We start from the raw sequence: 16222 nt of genomic DNA, 5'->3' as shown, positions 1-16222 counted from the left end.
GTCCGCAGGCGGAAAGGATGGGCCGGGCATATACCGCCCGGATCGCACTGGTCCAAGCGGTCATCGTGCGGCGCCCCCGTCCGCCGGTCGGGACGCCCCCGCCGCCAGCCGTCGCTCCAGATCGAGACGACGCGGATCGGCCGGATCCAGCGCCCCGATGAGGGGCGTCCACAGGGTCCGCGTCACATCGGTCTCGCCCCGTTTCAGCGCCGCCTCTCCAAGGAAATACAGGGCCCCCAGCTGGCCCGGATCGCGTTTCAGGGCCTCGCGAAAGGCAGCCTCGGCGTCCAGGCCGACCTCGCCCTCCTGGGCCCTCACGAGGCTTTCGCCCAGTCGCGCCCAGCTGCGCGCGTCCTCCGGATCGAGGGCCAGGGCCCGCCGGAAGGCCGAGGCCGCTCCCGCCGGATCCCCGGCCTGGAACCGGGCCGAACCCAGCATCGTCCACATCCGCTGGTCCGCCGGCGCGGCCCGGACCTCGCGCTCCAGCACGGCGGCCACCTGGACCGGCTCCAGCGGATCCGTCGATTGCGCCCAGGCCTCGACCCGGGCGGCATAGGGCTGGTCGGGGAACCCCGGCGCGGCGAGCAGATAGTACAGACCCAGGGTGGCGGCGACGGCGATGACCACCCCGATCAGAATGGCCCGCCGGTCGTTCCGCCCGGCGCGAGGCGGGGTCGCGGCTGCGACCGGGCGATCCAGCCAGCGTCGCCCGGCTTCGGCCCGCGCCCCGGCCCATTCGGCCTCGGCCAGCAGGCCGTCGGACTTCAGCCGGTCGAGGGCGGCCATCTCGCGGCGGGCGGCCTCGGCGGCGGGGTCGAAGGCGGCCTCCGGGCCAGAGGCGGCGACATCCGCGCCGCGCCGCGCCCCGCCCAGCACCAGCAGGGCGGCCAGGCTGGTGGCGAGGGCGGCCAGGATCCAGAACATCAGCATGGCCGCGCTCTAGACCATTTCCGGGCCGCGCGCGATCACATCCGGCGTCGCAGGCGCAAGCCTTGCGGCGCCGCTGTGGGCGATCGGCTCAGGCGGCCTGGGACGGACGGTTCTGCGACGGGGCCAGGGCGGCGATACGCCGGCGCACGGTGCGCGCTTCCGTCTCGGCCTCAATCCGCTCCAGCAGGTCGGCCACATGGCCGGCGCGCTCCGCGCCGAGGGCCGGATCGGGCGCGTCGCCGCTGTTCAGGAGCTCGATCGTCTGCTCGGCGTATTCAAGCAGTTCCAGGGTCATTTCCTTCACCACGACCTGGCGAAGGCTCTCGCAACCGAACCGGCTGGCGGTGGGTCTTGCGACGGCGACCAGATCGGCGAACTGGCGCGCCTCATCGACAACTGGCGCCGCCACAGCGATGTCGAGCCGGGGCAGTTTCCGGGTCATCCTGCCGGCCGTCTGGGTCGGTCGCCGGGGCAGGACCCGCATCATCGCCGGGGCCGCCGCCTTCAGCCGCTTGTCCATCATGTCGCTGATGGCGCTTCGGGCGGTCCCGGCCCGTTGCGCCCATTCGCCCTTGGGATCGGCATGCACCACCAGGTCCATCGTCTCGAGGACGCCGGCGCACCAGGACAGGTCCCGGCCCAGCGGTCCGGTCGGGTCGCCGGTGCGGAAGGCCGCGATCCGGCCCGCCCTCAATTCAAGCCCGTCCAGCACCCGGTCGATGACCACGGCCATCTCGGAGAGCTTCATCATGGATTCCTGCCCGCCCACGCCGATGGCGTGCACCACAAGCCGCAGGATCCGGCAGGCTTCGTCCAGGTGGGCGACCATGATGTCCATCAGCCGGCGCGCGCCGTCGACGTCCATTTCGGCGGCGTCGCGCGCCGCCAGCTTCAGCTCGACCAGCCGATCCTCATCGGGACGCATGATCCAGTCCGACAGGCCGCGGGTGGCGCGGTGCGCCAGAACCCCCATGTCGCAGCACAGCGCCAGTTCGACCAGGGCGGCCTCCCGTGCGGCCGCCTCGGCCGGGGAGGCGCCGTCGGCCGGCGGCCAGATGAGATCGGGCTGTTCGCGGACGGCGGCGGCGGCAGCGCTGTAGAGGCGCGAACGCGCCATCGCCCGACGGCTGGCGTCCTCGTCGACGACACTGTCCAGCCGGGTCAGCAACGCCGGCGTTCGCTCCGCCGCAGCGCGCCACAGCCGAGGCAGCACCGCGTCTGGAAACGTCAGGGCCTGAAGTCCGTCGCGCCGCGGCCGGAACAGGGGAATGATCGCGTCAAAGGCCTGGGTGCGACGACGGCGATCCACGCCCACCGTCTCCAGCATGTCTTCCAGGTCGCGGGCCCGCTCGCCCGGCATACGCGCGACCGTGGTCAGGATGATGTCCAGCGCTTGATCCGGCACCGCTTCGATGACCTGGGCCAGCGCCGTTCTGGATGCGACCGTCAATCCGGCCATGCCTATCGCTCCGATCCGTCACCCACATGACGAAGAAAACCAGTCTGCCCCGAAACGGTTAATGAAAGCGTCACGCCCCCCCGCATCCGGGCTAACCCCCGGCGGCGGGGAGCTCAAGCACCACCTTCAACCCCCCCATATCGCTCGCGGCCAGGGTCATCCGCCCGCCATAGGCGCGGGTCAGGTCGTCGACGATCGACAGTCCCAGCCCCGACCCCGGCGCCGCCTCGTCCATGCGCGCACCGCGTTTCAGGGCGTCCTCGCGCTGGTCTTCCCTCAGACCCTGACCGTCGTCCTCCACCACCACGACCATCTGGCCCAGGCCGTTGGCGCCGGCCGAGATTCGCACCCGGCGCCGGCACCATTTGCAGCCGTTCTCGATCAGATTGCCCAGGATCTCCTGCAGGTCCTGGCGCTCGCCCAGGAAGGCCAGGTCGTCGGGCGCGCGCCAGTCGATCTCCGCCTCCTTCGACTGGAAGACCCGTTCCAGCATCACCGCCAATTCGTCCAGCACCTCGGCCACCGGCGTGGTCTCGCCCAGACCGTGGGCGGCGCGGGCGGCGGCGCGGGCGCGGCGCAGATGGTGATCGACCTGGCCCTTCATCACCTCGGTCTGGCGTCGCACCAGCTCCGGCAGCGGGCCCTCGGCAGTTCCCGCCTCCGCCAGCATGACCGAGATCGGCGTCTTCAGCGCATGGGCCAGGTTTCCGACATGCGTCCTCTGGCGCTCCACCACCTCCTGGTTGTGGTCCAGCAGCCGGTTGACCTGATCGGCCAGCGGCTGGATCTCGATCGGATAGGCCTGTTCGATCCGCGCCGCCTTGCCCTTGCGGACATTGGCGATCTCGGTGCGCAGGTCGAACAGCGGGCGCAGTCCGATCCGGACCTGGGTAAAGACCGCCGCCACCAGTCCCAGGCCCAGCAGACCCATGGCGATCCAGGTCAGGCGGGCGAACTGGCGGGTGTCCGCGTCGATGTTCGACCGGTTGATCGCGGCCAGGAAGATCACCGGGTGATCATAGCGCGGGATCGACTTCATACTGGCCGCCACGCGCAGCGGCTCCCTTGCCGAGGGGCCGACCGCGTTGAAGCTGATGACATCGCCGAAGGCGCCGTCCAGACGGCCGGCCAGATCCGGCGGCACCTCAAGTTCGGAATTCCACAGCGAGTCCGACCGGGCCAGGGTGGTCAGCCGGCCATCCGCCTCGGGACGCAGGACAGCCCAGTATTTTCCGGACAGCAGCCGCAGCGTCTGCGCGTCCTGGATCTGGGGAATGGGTTCATCGGCCGGGGTGCGGCTGGCGGCGACGACGATCTCATTGACCGTATCGGTCAGCACATTGCCGAGCCGGCGCAGGGCCGAGTCCTGAAACGCCTGGGTCAGGGTCAGGGCGGCGACGATCAGCGCCAGCACGATCCAGGCCGAGGCCAGCCAGATGAGCCGGCGGGTCAGGGACCGGCCGGGCCGCCCGAACCACCGTCCCCAGCGGGCGCGTGGGGGCCGGTCGACACGCGGCTCCGTCGTCACGCCGCCTCGGTTTCGCCGGCCAGGGGCGTCAACCGGTAGCCGAGGCCGCGGACGGTCTCGATCCGGTCCGGTCCGACCTTCTTGCGCACCCGGCCGATGAAGACCTCGATCGTGTTGGAATCCCGATCAAAGTCCTGATCGTACAGATGCTCGACCAATTCGGTGCGGCTGATCACCCGGCCCTGGTGCATGATCATATAGTGCAGCAGCCGGTATTCCAGCGAGGTCAGGCGCAGGGGTTCGCCGTTGACCGTCGCCCGGGCCGCACGGGGATCCAGCCTCAGACCACCGCAAGACAGGGTCGCCGAGGCCACCCCGGCCGATCGCCGCAGCAGGGCCCTCAGCCGGGCCAGCAGCTCCTCGGTATGGAAGGGTTTGGTCAGATAGTCGTCAGCCCCGGCGTCAAAGCCCGACACCTTGTCCGACCATGCGCCCCGGGCGGTCAGGATCAGCACCGGCGTGGTCTTGCCGTCCCGCCGCCAGCGCTCCAGCACCGAGACCCCGTCGATGCGCGGCAGGCCGAGGTCCAGCACCACCACATCATAGGGTTCGGTGTCGCCGAGGAAATGCGCCTCCTCGCCGTCGGCGGCGTGGTCCACGGCGTATCCCGCGTCGCCCAGGGCGTTTTTCAGCTGACGCGACAGGTCGGCGTCATCCTCGACGAGCAAAACACGCATATCAGTTGGGCCTGCGGGGACGTTGATCGTTGTCGCTGTTGCTCTGGCGGCCCCGGCCGGTCTGGCCGTCGACCACGACTTCTCGCACCCGGCCGCCATTTTCGACCAGGACGCTGTAGTTGCCGTCACGGCGCGGCTGGGTGTCGATCGGGCGGCCGTACTGGCCGGCGCTGCGGCGCGCCTCATCCGGGCTGACGCGCGGAGGGGGCCGCTGCGGTTCCGACGACTCGCTTTCACGCTCGCGGCGGCGGTCCTGCGCCTCCGCCCCCGTCGCCAGGGGGGCGGCGAAGGCCAGGGTCGCGACAGCGACGATCAGAGGGGCGAACTTGCGAGACATGGCGTTCGATCTAGGCGCTGTCGCCTGAACAGGGGCTGAATGATCCGTATAGGTCAGGACGGGCCCTGCGACAAACCGGGACGCGGCTCTCCGGACGGCCGGAGCCCGTCCGTGGCGGCCATACATCAGGGGACGCCGGTCCGGGTCGCCGGGCCGGCTGCCGCCCCCCGTATCCGGACGGCGCATAAGGCCTCGAAAATCCGGCCGGATTCCGCTCGCGACGTGACCGACGGGCGCGACCGGACCAAGGGCGCCGCCTGCCGCTGATCATGACGCATTTCTCATCTTGATGAATGGAACCTGATCGCCGCCGTTCAGATCGGGCTCAGCCGGCGGGTGGTTATCTGCCGTCATCGCTGGCCACCCGGTCCGCGACCGAACCCAAGGAACGATACGATGAAAAAATTTGTCATCCCCGCCCTGGTCCTGGCTGCTGCTTCGGTCGCAGTCCCGGCCGCCGCCCAGTCCTACGGCCCCGGCCATGGACCGACACGCTATGCCCCGGCCCAGTACGCCCCCGGCCAGTACAGCCCCGGCCACGGCCCGGCGCGCCCCCCGGTGGTCGAGAACTACCGCAACTGGCAGTCGATCAACGACCGCAAATACAACCTCGACCGCCGCATCGACCAGGGCCTGCGCGACCGCTCCCTGTCGCGTCGTGAGGCCACCCGCCTCAAGGCCGAGCTGAACAGCCTGGTCCGGCTGGAGCGCACCTATCTGCGCGGCGGTCTGAGCCGTTCGGAGCGGATCGATCTGGACCGTCGCTATGACCGTCTGTCGGCCCAGGTCCGCAGCGAACGTCGCGACCGCGACAACCGTCGCCACTAGGCGGTCCGGGCCTGACGCGGGCCCGGACGCCGGGAGGCAGGCCTGAACAGGGGGCGCAATCCGCAAGGGTTGCGCCCCTTTCGCTACTCGATCACCGTCAGCTCCGGCCAGCGCGACCGGGCCGAGGCGATGACCTTGTCCCATCCCGAAGCCCGGGGCCGGTTCGGGTTGGGCCGGATGGCCATGTCGAACACATCGGCCAGACCAAACGGCGCAGCGACGGTCAGGCGGTCGTCCGCCTCCAGCCGCACCCCGACAGCAAAGGTCGGGGCCACGAACCGGCCCAGGGCCTCGTCGGTATGGGTCAGGGCCTCATAGGGTTCGTTGAAATGGTCGGGAAACCACAGATGCACCCGCGCCTGATTGCGCACCTCGACCAGCGACCGCAGGGGCTCGTCAAACGCGGCGGCGGCGCGTTTGATGAACACGTCCTCGGCGTCCCACGAGGTATCCGGGTCGAAATAGCCGATGTCGTAATCCTTGACGCCATGGCCGACCGGCCGACCGGTCTGCCCGTTCCAGACCGCCTGATAGACCGCCCCGGAGAACAGCCGCCAGTCGGGCAGGTCCAGATCCCGCACCGTGGCCAGCACCTGCATCAGCACCGGATCGGCGCGCAGGATCCCGACCAGCTGCGCCTCGCGTTCGGCCTCGCGTGACGCCGCGGTCATCGACGCAACCTCCAGCCGTGGTCCAGCGGCCCGTGGCCCTGCCCCAGCCCCGGCGCCCGGCGGATGGCCTCGGCGACATAGGCCCAGGCCTCGGCCACGGCGACCTCCAGCGTCTGTCCCTGCGCGATCCCGGCGGCGCAGGCGCTGGCCAGGGTACAGCCCGTGCCGTGGGTGCTGGTGGTCTCGATCCGCTCCCCCTCCAGCAGGGTCTCTCCGGCCTGGGTCAGCAGCAGATCGGTCACCGTCGCCCCGGTTCCGACATGACCGCCCTTCATCAGCACGGCCCGGGCGCCGAGCGTCAGCAACGCCTCCCCCGCCCGCCTCTGGCCGTCCAGATCGGCGACGGCGATCCCGGTCAGGGCCTCGGCCTCCGGGGCATTGGGCGTCAACAGGGTCGCGCGCGGGACCATCAGCGACCGCACGGCGCCGACGGCGACCTCGGCCAGCAGCGGATGGCCGCCCTTGGCGATCATCACCGGATCGACCACCGCCGGCGCCGCATGGCTGTCCAGAATGGCCGCCACCCGCTCGACCACCTCGACCGTGCCCAGCATGCCGGTCTTGAAGGCGTCGGCGCCGATATCGTCCAGCACGGCCCGCGCCTGCTGCTCGATCACCTCCAGCGGCAGGGGGTGGACGCCGTGGACGCCCAGGGTGTTCTGGATGGTGATGGCGGTGATGGCGGTGGCTGCGAACCCGCCCATGGCCGTCACGGCCTTGATGTCGGCCTGTATCCCCGCCCCGCCCCCGGAATCCGAGCCGGCGATGATCAGGACGCGTCCGCGATGAAGGGTCATCCGTCGCAAATGGCTGACTCACCGGCGACGGGCAAGATGCATTTCTTGTCCCGTCACCCTCGGGCTTGACCCGGGGGCCGGACGTTGGGGCCTTCACCCGACACAATGCAGGCTGAGCGTCCGATCCTCGGGTCAAGCCCGAGGATGACGGAGAAGAGGGAGGCTTTATTGCCGTCCAGCCTCCCGCAGCGCCGCCTGCACCTTCAGCGCCTGCACGGTCTCGCGCACGTCATGGACCCGGACCATGGCCGCTCCACGCCGCGCGCCTTCCAACGCCAGGGCCAGCGACCCGCCCAGACGGTCGCCGGGGTCGGTCGCGGTCGGGTCCACCGCCTGAATCACCCGCTTGCGGCTGGCCGCATAGAGGACCGGAAAGCCCAGCGCGACCAGCGTCTCCAACCCCGCCGTCAGGGCCAGGTTGTGCGCCAGCGTCTTGCCGAAGCCGATGCCGGGATCGAGCCAGATCTTCTCGCGCGCCACCCCCGCCGCCATCGCCGCTTCGGCCCGTTCGGCCAGATGATCCCGCACCTCCGCGACCACGTCGTCATAGCGGGGGTCGGCCTGCATGGTGCGCGGCTCGCCCTTCATATGCATCAGCACGACCTCACAGCCGAGCTCCGCCGCGACTGCGGCGCTGTCGGGGGAACAGGTCAGGGCGGAAACATCGTTCCACATGGTCGCCCCGGCCGCGACGGCGGCGCGCGCCACGTCCGGCTTCATGGTGTCGACGCTGATCCGGCCGTTCCAGCGGGCGCGCAGGCCCTCGATCACGGGAACGACGCGGGCGATCTCCTCGGCCTCCCCGACCGGATCGGCGCCTGGCCGTGTGCTCTCGCCCCCGATGTCGAGCACATCCGCCCCCTCGGCGACCAGCCGCATCCCGTGCGCTGTCGCCGCCTCGACCGACCCCAGCCGCCCGCCGTCGGAGAAACTGTCCGGCGTGACATTGACGATGCCCATGACGAGCGGCCTGCGCTGAGGGGGGGTCACGCCGTCCTCCCCTGCGGATAGGGCGTCTCGCCCCGCGCCAGCATGGCGACCAGGTCGGCGATCTTCTTTCTCCGGCCCGCCTCGGTTTTCAGCGCATTGGTGCGGTGGATCAGGGCGAAGCGGTTCTGGCTGGTCAGGACGGCGAACAGGGCCGCTGCCTTCGGGTCCGCGTTGATCGCCGTCTGCAGATCCTCCGGGACCTCGGCGCCCTTGACCCGATAGGTCTTCTCCCACCGGCCATCCGCCTTCGCCGCCTCGACATGTTTCAGCCCCGACGGCTGCATGATCCCCCCGGCGATCAGCCGTTCGGCGTGGGCGACATTGATCTGGCTCCAGCTGCTTTTCGGCCCGCGTGGAGTGAACCGCTGCAGGAAGCTGACCTCATCCAGCGACTTCCGCATCCCGTCGATCCAGCCCCAGGCCAGGGCGACGGGGATGGCGTCCTTCCAGGTGACGCTGGGCGTGCCCGACTGTACCTTGAACACTCGAATCCAGACCTCAGGCTCGCGGTCGTGGTTGCGGCTCAGCCAGTCGTGGAAGGCCGCTTCGTCGGCAAAAGTCCGCATCCGCTCCGGGTCGACAATCACCGGCGCCATCAGCCCCGCCCTCCGATCAATCCGCCCAGCGCCTGCAGATAGGCGGCAAAGGCCTCGCGCCCTTCCGGCGTGATCGAGACCCGGGTCAGGGGTTTGTTGTTCTGGAAGCTCTTCCTGATGGCGACATAGCCCGCCTTTTCCAGAGTCTTCAGATGCACCGACAGATTGCCCTGGGTCGCCTCCAGCACCGTCTTCAGTTCGGTGAAGTCGGCGACCTCAACGTCGGCCAGATAGACCATCACCCCCAGCCGCATGCGGCCGTGGATGACCTCGTCGATCCGTCCGAGATCGGCCACCCCCATCGGTCAGGCCGCCTTCGACCCGGCGCGGGCATCCCGGTACATCACCCAGCCCGGCAGGGCGAACAGCAGGAACAGGGCGACCGTGCAGACGCCCAGATAGGCCAGAGGTTCGCGCACCAGCAGGCCCAGGGTCGCCGCCGTGACCCAGCCGCCCAGGGCCGTGGCCAGCATCCAGAGCTTCTTCTTCAGCATCCATGCCACGTACCATGCCGCCGCCTGCAGGGCGAAGACGACGGCGGCGTAATAGAGCCAGATGGCGAAGTCGTTGTCCCGGATCGCCCCTGCGCCGAAGACGATGATGACCGCCGTATTGGCCATGCCGGTGGCGCTGAACACGGCGTTCATCGAGCGCGAGGCCAGCGGGCCGCGATGGATTGAACCCTGTTTGCGATCTCGCAGGATGGCCCAGGTCAGGACCGCCAGGAAGGCGGCGGTAAACCCGATCACGATGATCAGATTGGCAAGCTCCGGCAGGCGGATCAGGCCGAAGGCCTGGCCGAGATGGAACAGGCACTGGGCGCCGTAGATCAGGCCTCCGGCGAGATAGCAGACCGCCAGTGTCAGCGAGGGACGGCCTCCGCCCTCGACGATGGCGCGCATGAAGGCGAGGTCTTCCTCGGGCGAATGCGGGCGGGGCTTTGCGGCCATGACGACATCCCTGAATCCGGCAGCCTCTCGGTGGGAGGGGCGTGGGTTGCAACATGGATGGAGAACGTGCGCGGCGCCCGCGCCCCCATCGGCGATACAGACAATGTATATCAGACTTGTTTGAATTACAAACCTGAAATTGCAGCCCGTGTGGCGACAGTCGTCTCGCCCTCGTCCGGCGAGGGCGGGCGGCGTGAAAAAGGCGGCTCCGATATCGGGGCCGCCTTTTTGTTGCATCGATCTGACGACGCTCAGTGGACTGTGACGACGTCCGTCCCGTCCGACACAGGGGTCACCGGCACGGAGACCGAAGGCCCGGCGTTGGGGAAGTTGTTCTCGTCACGGTTCGGGGCCGCGCCCTTCTCCAGCAGGTCCTTGATCTCCTGACCCGACAGGGTCTCGTATTCCAGCAGGGCCTGGGCCAGTTTTTCCAGATCGCCGGACTTGGACTTCAGGATCTTGCGGGCCTCGTTCCAGCCCGAGGTGACCAGTTTCTTGACCTCGGAATCGATCAGCCGGGCGGTCTCTTCACTGATGTTCTGGCTGCGGGCGACCGAGTGGCCGAGGAAGACCTCCTGCTCGTTCTCGCCATAGGACACCGTGCCCAGCACGTCGGAGAAGCCCCACTGGGTCACCATCCGGCGGGCCAGCTTGGTCGCCTGCTGGATGTCGGAACTGGCGCCCGAGGTGATGTTGTCCTTGCCGAAGATCAGCTCCTCGGCCACGCGGCCGCCGGCCATGATGGCGATGCGATCGACCATCTGGCGGTATTTCATCGAATAGCGGTCGCCTTCCGGCAGCTGCATGACCATGCCCAGGGCCTGGCCGCGCGGGACGATGGTCGCCTTGTGCACCGGATCGGCCATCTTGACGTTCAGGGCGACGATGGCGTGGCCGCCCTCGTGATAGGCGGTCAGGCGGCGCTCTTCCTCGTTCATGGCCATGGACTTGCGCTCAGAGCCCATCATGACCTTGTCCTTGGCGTCCTCGAAGTCGCGGTGGGTGACCATCCGACGGTCCTTGCGCGCCGCCGTCAGGGCCGCTTCGTTGACGAGGTTGGCCAGGTCGGCGCCCGAGAAGCCGGGCGTGCCGCGCGCGATCGTCTTGACGTTGACGTCCGGCCCCAGCGGCACATCCTTCATATGGACGCGCAGAATGTGTTCGCGGCCCGAGACATCCGGGTTGGGGACCACGACCTGACGGTCGAAACGGCCGGGACGCAGCAGGGCGGGGTCCAGCACGTCGGGACGGTTGGTGGCGGCGATCAGGATGATGTTCTCGGACGCCTCAAAGCCGTCCATCTCGACCAGCAACTGGTTCAGCGTCTGTTCGCGCTCGTCATTGCCGCCGCCCAGGCCGGCGCCGCGATGACGGCCGACCGCGTCGATCTCGTCGATGAAGATGATGCAGGGGGCGTTCTTCTTGGCCTGTTCGAACATGTCGCGCACGCGGCTGGCGCCGACGCCGACGAACATCTCGACGAAGTCCGAGCCCGAGATGGAGAAGAAGGGCACCCCCGCCTCCCCGGCCACGGCGCGGGCCAGCAGGGTCTTGCCGGTGCCGGGAGGGCCGACCAGCAGGGCGCCCTTGGGGATCTTGCCGCCCAGACGCTGGAATTTCGAGGGTTCCTTCAGGAAGTCGACCACCTCCTGCAGCTCTTCCTTGGCCTCGTCGACGCCGGCGACGTCGTCAAAGGTCTTGCGGCCCTTGTGTTCGGTCAGCAGCTTGGCCTTGGACTTGCCAAAGCCCATGGCCCCGCGCGCCCCGCCCTGCATCTGGCGCATGAAGAAGATCCACACCGCCACGATCAGCAGCACCGGCAGCACCAGCCCCAGCAGGGCCATGAAGATCGACTGGCGGCTGGTCTTGATCTGGACCCGGGCGCCCGACTGTTCGACCTGGTCGATGGTCGACTGGGTCGGGGTCGGCATGATGGCGACGAACTTGCCGCCGTCGCGATAGACGCCCTCCAGCCGGTCGCCATGGGCGACGACGGACTGGATCGACCGGGCCGCGATGGCCTGTTTCAGCTGGGAATAGTCGATCTCTTCACGGCGGCCGGCGGCGGCGGCCGGGGTGGCCGCAGCGGGATTGGCGCCCGCCGGGTTGGTCCCGGCGGGGGCGCCCGGCGCGGCGGCGCCGACAGCGGCGGGCGCGGCCTTGTCAGCCATGGTCGGCAGGATCGGCGCCCCGTTCTGGCTGACCACGGCATAGAAGCCGGCCAGGCCCAGGGCGATGACCGCCAGGATCGCAATGGTACGCAGGTTCATCTTGGTTTCCGGTCCTGCGGCGCGCGCGTCTGCGGCGCCGGTTCGTCTGTTGCGACTGAAAATAGGTCAGTCATCGGGGTTTCGCCATGCACGCGATCAAACAGACCCGTTTCATGCGTCGTTTCGCCCGGAAAGGCGATGCCGAAACCCGACAGGGTCAGGTTCAGCCGGCGCGACGACAGGAAACGGGCCTCGAGCCCCGTCCGTGCAAGAACCGGGGCATCGTCGGCGTCCCGGATCAGGACAGGGTTCTCCTGATCCAGGGCGATTCCCCCGTCCCGCACGCCCACGGCCGCCGCGCCTCGCGCCCAGGCCGGCAGGACGGCCAGCGCCGCCCGATCGGCGTCCGGCAAGCGATCCAGCCGCCCGTCTGCGGCGGTGATGCGCCAGCCGGGCTCGGCCGCCACGACCTCAATCCGCCCGTCCCAGACGCCGGGAACGCCCGGCGTCAGGTCCAGGGGGGCGACGGACCGACGGCGAATCTCTCCGGGCTCGCGGCCGATCATCACCCGCTCGCCGGCCGCCTCGATCCGGCCGCCCGACAGGGTGGCGGTAAAGTCCTCGCCCGAGACCAGCCGGCGCGCCAGCGCGGCCAGCCGTTCGCCGCGCGGCGGGGCTGACCCTCCAGCGGCGCAGACCAGCGCCGCCGCCAGTATCTGCGGCGCCAGGCCGCGACCGGTTTCGAACCCCGCCCCGAAAGGCAGGGCCCTCAGGGGGGGCGGGTCCGCCGCCATCCCGGCGGCATCGGCCGGCAGGGGTCCGGCGCCGCCCAGGGCCTGACGCGCCCGCGTTCGGCCGAACCGGATGTCGGCATTGGCCGGATCGTCGATCCAGTCGATCCCGGCCGCGCGCAGCCATAGCCTCAACGCCTCGCGACGCTCGCCCAGCAGGGGCCGCAGCAGCATCAGGCCGCGCCCCTCAGGCCAGGCGGGCGACGGCGACCAATCCCGCAACCGGCCCAGCGTCGATCCGCCCTCCTCGACCGGTCGGGCCCGCATCCAGTCCGCCTCGGCCACGTCATCGGCCGTATGTCCGGTCAGGATCACTTTCGCCCCGACCTCACGCGCCGCCTCCGCGATCAGGGCGTGACGCGCCGTCCGCGCCGCCGCCGTCAGTCCGGTGCGGGGTTTGTCGCCGGTCCACAGGCACTCCCTCCAGTCGGCGCCGAAGAGGCGCGCAGCCCGGGCGCAGCGGCGGCTCCAGTCGGGGCTGTCGGGGTTCAGGCCGTGATCGACGGTCACGGCGACCAGCCGGCGACCGTGATCGGCGGCCCAGCCGGCCGCAAGGGCCAGCAGGGCCATGGAGTCGCCGCCGCCGGACAGGGCGACCAGCACCGGCGCGGACAGGGAGGTCGACAGCCGCGCCTCCAGCCGGGCCCGAACCCGGTCCGTCAGCGCCGGGTCAGGCGTCAGGCGCAGCGCGCCTGCGCCCCGACCTGGGACGCCACGCCCTTCAGCGCCGCCGAGGCCGAGGCCGCATAGCGCCGGTTGAACTCCGCCAGGGCTGCGCAGGCCTGGGCATTGCGGCGGGTGGCGACCAGCGACCGGGCCAGCCGCAGGGTGACTTCCCCGGCCCATGACGTGGTCGGCCAGTCGCGCAGGGCGGCGGCATAGGCCTGAACGGCGCCCGCATGATCGTCTCCGGCCCGGCGCGCGTCGCCGAGACGATAGCTGGCCTCCCGGCCTTGCGGAGCGTCCGGCCAGGCGGCGGCGACGGCTTCCAGCGCCTCGACCCCCGCCTCGCGATCCGTCGTGACCAGACGCATGGCGGCGGCCAGATCCCCGGCGGCGTCGCCCGTGGGACTGGCGGGCGCCTGGGCGGCCTGTTCGGCGGCGGCGGCCTGGGCGGCGGCGAGGGCGGCGGCGGCGTCCTCCAGGGATTTGATCCGGGTCTCGGCGCGCGTCAGCCCGGTCCGAAGCGAGGCGGCCTCGCGCCCCCGCTCATCCAGCTGGAAGGTCAGCCGCTCATTGTCGGCGTTCATCCGCTGGACCGTCTGCTCCAGATCCGACAGCCGGCGATCCATGCCCGAGACCAGGGTCTGCAGCTGGATGACCTCGGGGTCCGGCTCGACCAGAACCGGCTGACCCGCTGCGTTCCTCTGGGTCAGGGCGCGTTCGAGGCGACGCACATTGCGGTCCAGGGTGTCCAGGCGGCGCACATCCCACTGGACGGCCGGCAGGGGCGCGACCTGGGACACAGCGACGCCGCCCAGCAGGCTGAGGCCGACCCCTGCCAGCAGCAGGGTCCGGGCGCGGCGCGGAAGTTTGGGCAGGTTGATCGTCATGACCCTACAGCTTTCACCGATTTGAGGCCGCCGCAAGGCGTCAGGCGCCCAGGCCCAGCAGGATCACCGCCACAATGAACAGGGTGATGACGATCAGGCAGAAGTTCAGCAGCAGGAAGGTCCGCCACAGGGCCGAAAACACGGACAGGCCATAGGTTCCCTTCAGCTGGGCGAACATGTGCACGGGCACGGACAGGGCCAGAAGGACGCCGATCAGGCCCGCCAACCATCCGTCCCATCGACCCACCACGCTGATGACCATGGTCAGCATGGCGATAAAGGTCAGGGAATACAGCACAAAGACGCCGTGGTCGTACCAGGTGAATCCCCGCTTCCAGGCGAACATCAGCCAGACGAACGGGATCGACAGCGGGACCAGCAGGAAGGCGAATTTGTAGAGGGTCTGCTGGACCTTGTAGAGGGCGAATTCGGGGTTCGCGAGCTTGTGCAGAACCTTCTCCTTCATCTTCTTGTCGCCCACCCCGATGGTGACCTTGCCGTTGCGGGCCGCGTCCGCGATCTGGGCCTGCCAGCTTCCCGCCTCCAGCCCGTCTTCACGGGGACCGGCGGTCCGGGCCTTCTCCAGGGCCTCCAGGTTGGCCTGCGCGCCTCTGACGGCCGCCTCGGCCCCGGTGATCATGCCCTCGGCCCCGGGCATGTCGGGGTGGGTCTCGGCCCGGATCTCCGCGAGGGCGGCCTCCGCCTCGACCACGCCCGCCCTTGCAGCGGTGATCCGTTCCTCCAGCGGCGCCTGCTGCACCTCCAGCCCCCCGCCGAAGCTCAGCAGGAAGAACATGACGAAGACGGTGAACAGGAACATCGCCAGCGGCGACACATAGCGGGTCCGTTTGCCCTCGATCCATTCGCGCGTCAGACGGCCGGGATTGAAGGCCAGCAGAGGCAGGGTGCGCCAGATGCGGGCGTCGAAATGCATCACCCCGTGCAGCAGCTCCTCGCCCAGGTGCAGCAGGGTGCGGTGAACATGGGTCGGTTGACCGCAGTTGGCGCAGAAGTTTCCGCCCGTTTCAGCGCCGCAGTCCGAACAGACGCCGGCATGGGTCTCTCCGGCATGACCGGCCGGTTTCTCGATCGCGCCCGCGATCAGCCCGCCGGACACCGCTCCGCCGGCCGCTTCGATATCCATTCTGGGATCCCCGCCCGTTGAGCGCCGACCATGACCGTGCGTCCGTCATCCGGTCAAGCCGCGTCGGGAAGCGGACAGACAAAAGGCGCCGACCCTGCCGGATCGACGCCTCCTGCCCGCTCTGGCGTCAGCCCCGGCTCAGTAGGCGCCGGAGACGATCGCGGTGTGGCCGTTGCGGTTGCGGGCCCAGGACTCCTCGGTGGATCCGGGGGAGATCGGCCGCTCCTTGCCGTAGCTGATGGTGTCGATCCGGCCGGCCGGCACGCCCCGGTTGACCAGATAGGTGCGGATCGATTCGGCGCGCCGGGCGCCCAGGGCCAGATTGTATTCCCGGGTGCCGCGTTCGTCGGCATTGCCCTCGATCCGGACGTTGATCTGGGGATAGCGGGCCAGCCAGGCGGCCTGGGCGTCCAGACGCGGATAGGCCTCGGGGTTCACCTGGTAGGAATCGAGGTCGAAATAGACCCGGTCGCCGACATTGACGACGAAGTCCTGTTCCGAGCCCGGGCGAACCGCCCCGGCCGGGGCGCCGGTCACGCCGCCCCCCGGTCCCGGATAGACCGGCCCGGTCGAGGGGGCCGTCGGGGTGTTCGGCACCGCCGGCTCCACGGCGCGCTTGGGGGTGCAGGCCGCCATTCCGGCGGCGACAAGGCCTACGGCGGCCAGCTTGATCAGGGTGGATGTCGTCATCGAGGTCGTCTCCTGTCTGGCCCGCGCCGGCGGGGGCGGCGGCGGCTGCCGCATGTATAAGCTTAGCCTTG

General features: G+C 69.8%; 18 protein-coding genes. 2 read left to right on the top strand and 16 right to left on the bottom strand.

Translation table 11 applies throughout. From position 1 onward, the window contains the following. Positions 1-60 precede the first annotated feature (60 nt). From ccmI to ACW17W_RS02960, 5 genes are all read right to left on the bottom strand, one after another. Positions 61-930, bottom strand: coding sequence for a c-type cytochrome biogenesis protein CcmI (gene ccmI, locus ACW17W_RS02980; RefSeq protein WP_492079214.1), 870 nt, complete (start codon positions 928-930; stop codon positions 61-63). An 88-nt stretch (positions 931-1018) separates the two neighbouring features. Continuing rightward, complete coding sequence (locus ACW17W_RS02975) at positions 1019-2389, bottom strand: hypothetical protein (RefSeq protein WP_492079212.1); 1371 nt, start codon at positions 2387-2389, stop codon at positions 1019-1021. Between the two features lie 91 nt (positions 2390-2480). After that, positions 2481-3917: a sensor histidine kinase gene (locus tag ACW17W_RS02970; RefSeq protein WP_492079210.1), complete on the bottom strand. Its 1437-nt coding sequence runs from the start codon at positions 3915-3917 to the stop codon at positions 2481-2483. Beyond that, complete coding sequence (locus tag ACW17W_RS02965) at positions 3914-4594, bottom strand: response regulator transcription factor (protein ID WP_492079208.1); 681 nt, start codon at positions 4592-4594, stop codon at positions 3914-3916. Before ACW17W_RS02965 ends, ACW17W_RS02970 begins: the two co-directional genes overlap by 4 nt. 1 nt (position 4595) lies before the next feature. Next, on the bottom strand, positions 4596-4931 hold the full coding sequence (locus tag ACW17W_RS02960) for a hypothetical protein (RefSeq protein WP_492079206.1): 336 nt from the start codon (positions 4929-4931) through the stop codon (positions 4596-4598). 111 nt (positions 4932-5042) lie between these two features. Here ACW17W_RS02960 and ACW17W_RS02955 point away from each other — a divergent pair, with 111 nt between their 5' ends. Together ACW17W_RS02955 and ACW17W_RS02950 are read left to right on the top strand one after the other, a co-directional pair. Beyond that, positions 5043-5198 (top strand): hypothetical protein, encoded by a 156-nt coding sequence (locus ACW17W_RS02955; protein ID WP_492079204.1) that lies wholly within the window; start codon positions 5043-5045, stop codon positions 5196-5198. A gap of 129 nt (positions 5199-5327) precedes the next feature. Further along, complete coding sequence (locus ACW17W_RS02950; RefSeq protein WP_492079203.1) at positions 5328-5759, top strand: hypothetical protein; 432 nt, start codon at positions 5328-5330, stop codon at positions 5757-5759. An 83-nt stretch (positions 5760-5842) separates the two neighbouring features. On the opposite strand, the gene ACW17W_RS02945 is transcribed toward ACW17W_RS02950, so the two are convergent. The 11 genes from ACW17W_RS02945 to pal all read right to left on the bottom strand — a co-directional run bounded on the left by ACW17W_RS02945 (position 5843) and on the right by pal (position 16151). Next, on the bottom strand, positions 5843-6430 hold the full coding sequence (locus ACW17W_RS02945) for a nucleotidyltransferase family protein (RefSeq protein WP_492079201.1): 588 nt from the start codon (positions 6428-6430) through the stop codon (positions 5843-5845). Next, complete coding sequence (gene thiD / locus ACW17W_RS02940; protein WP_492079199.1) at positions 6427-7227, bottom strand: bifunctional hydroxymethylpyrimidine kinase/phosphomethylpyrimidine kinase; 801 nt, start codon at positions 7225-7227, stop codon at positions 6427-6429. Before thiD ends, ACW17W_RS02945 begins: the two co-directional genes overlap by 4 nt. Positions 7228-7392: 165 nt before the next feature. After that, complete coding sequence (gene folP / locus ACW17W_RS02935; protein WP_492080243.1) at positions 7393-8187, bottom strand: dihydropteroate synthase; 795 nt, start codon at positions 8185-8187, stop codon at positions 7393-7395. Positions 8188-8213: 26 nt separating this feature from the next. Next, positions 8214-8813, bottom strand: coding sequence for a YdeI/OmpD-associated family protein (locus ACW17W_RS02930; protein ID WP_492079197.1), 600 nt, complete (start codon positions 8811-8813; stop codon positions 8214-8216). Then, positions 8813-9115, bottom strand: a complete 303-nt coding sequence (locus ACW17W_RS02925; RefSeq protein ID WP_492079195.1) for a winged helix-turn-helix domain-containing protein — start codon at positions 9113-9115, stop codon at positions 8813-8815. The genes ACW17W_RS02930 and ACW17W_RS02925 overlap by 1 nt, the downstream gene beginning before the upstream one ends. A 3-nt stretch (positions 9116-9118) precedes the next feature. After that, complete coding sequence (locus tag ACW17W_RS02920) at positions 9119-9763, bottom strand: hypothetical protein (RefSeq protein ID WP_492079193.1); 645 nt, start codon at positions 9761-9763, stop codon at positions 9119-9121. Between the two features lie 251 nt (positions 9764-10014). After that, positions 10015-12033, bottom strand: coding sequence for an ATP-dependent zinc metalloprotease FtsH (gene ftsH / locus ACW17W_RS02915; protein WP_492079191.1), 2019 nt, complete (start codon positions 12031-12033; stop codon positions 10015-10017). Continuing rightward, a complete protein-coding gene (gene tilS, locus ACW17W_RS02910; RefSeq protein WP_492079189.1) occupies positions 12030-13367 on the bottom strand; it encodes a tRNA lysidine(34) synthetase TilS in 1338 nt (445 codons plus the stop codon). Before tilS ends, ftsH begins: the two co-directional genes overlap by 4 nt. Before the next feature lie 74 nt (positions 13368-13441). Then, positions 13442-14317: a tetratricopeptide repeat protein gene (locus ACW17W_RS02905; protein WP_492079187.1), complete on the bottom strand. Its 876-nt coding sequence runs from the start codon at positions 14315-14317 to the stop codon at positions 13442-13444. 40 nt (positions 14318-14357) lie between these two features. Continuing rightward, complete coding sequence (locus ACW17W_RS02900) at positions 14358-15461, bottom strand: DUF3667 domain-containing protein (protein ID WP_492079185.1); 1104 nt, start codon at positions 15459-15461, stop codon at positions 14358-14360. Between the two features lie 138 nt (positions 15462-15599). Continuing rightward, entirely contained in the window at positions 15600-16151 is a 552-nt protein-coding gene (gene pal / locus ACW17W_RS02895; protein ID WP_492079183.1) for a peptidoglycan-associated lipoprotein Pal, read from the bottom strand. Between the last annotated feature and the right edge of the window lie 71 nt (positions 16152-16222).

The sequence above is a fragment of the Brevundimonas sp. FV1ye29L genome (assembly GCF_058681095.1).
The sequence above is the reverse complement of the archived record's forward strand: the minus strand, read 5'-3'. Positions and strand labels throughout refer to the sequence as shown.

What these genes read in the sequence shown, in the direction of transcription:
- ACW17W_RS02950 (WP_492079203.1), top strand. Translation starts at nt 5,328, where the DNA reads ATGAAAAAATTTGTCATCCCCGCCCTGGTCCTGGCTGCTGCTTCGGTC.
- thiD (WP_492079199.1), bottom strand. Translation starts at nt 7,227, where the DNA reads ATGACCCTTCATCGCGGACGCGTCCTGATCATCGCCGGCTCGGATTCC.
- ACW17W_RS02960 (WP_492079206.1), bottom strand. Translation starts at nt 4,931, where the DNA reads ATGTCTCGCAAGTTCGCCCCTCTGATCGTCGCTGTCGCGACCCTGGCC.
- ftsH (WP_492079191.1), bottom strand. Translation starts at nt 12,033, where the DNA reads ATGAACCTGCGTACCATTGCGATCCTGGCGGTCATCGCCCTGGGCCTG.
- ACW17W_RS02945 (WP_492079201.1), bottom strand. Translation starts at nt 6,430, where the DNA reads ATGACCGCGGCGTCACGCGAGGCCGAACGCGAGGCGCAGCTGGTCGGG.
- ACW17W_RS02905 (WP_492079187.1), bottom strand. Translation starts at nt 14,317, where the DNA reads ATGACGATCAACCTGCCCAAACTTCCGCGCCGCGCCCGGACCCTGCTG.
- ACW17W_RS02900 (WP_492079185.1), bottom strand. Translation starts at nt 15,461, where the DNA reads ATGGATATCGAAGCGGCCGGCGGAGCGGTGTCCGGCGGGCTGATCGCG.
- folP (WP_492080243.1), bottom strand. Translation starts at nt 8,187, where the DNA reads ATGGGCATCGTCAATGTCACGCCGGACAGTTTCTCCGACGGCGGGCGG.
- ACW17W_RS02925 (WP_492079195.1), bottom strand. Translation starts at nt 9,115, where the DNA reads ATGGGGGTGGCCGATCTCGGACGGATCGACGAGGTCATCCACGGCCGC.
- ccmI (WP_492079214.1), bottom strand. Translation starts at nt 930, where the DNA reads ATGCTGATGTTCTGGATCCTGGCCGCCCTCGCCACCAGCCTGGCCGCC.
- ACW17W_RS02930 (WP_492079197.1), bottom strand. Translation starts at nt 8,813, where the DNA reads ATGGCGCCGGTGATTGTCGACCCGGAGCGGATGCGGACTTTTGCCGAC.
- ACW17W_RS02965 (WP_492079208.1), bottom strand. Translation starts at nt 4,594, where the DNA reads ATGCGTGTTTTGCTCGTCGAGGATGACGCCGACCTGTCGCGTCAGCTG.
- pal (WP_492079183.1), bottom strand. Translation starts at nt 16,151, where the DNA reads ATGACGACATCCACCCTGATCAAGCTGGCCGCCGTAGGCCTTGTCGCC.
- ACW17W_RS02920 (WP_492079193.1), bottom strand. Translation starts at nt 9,763, where the DNA reads ATGGCCGCAAAGCCCCGCCCGCATTCGCCCGAGGAAGACCTCGCCTTC.
- ACW17W_RS02975 (WP_492079212.1), bottom strand. Translation starts at nt 2,389, where the DNA reads ATGGCCGGATTGACGGTCGCATCCAGAACGGCGCTGGCCCAGGTCATC.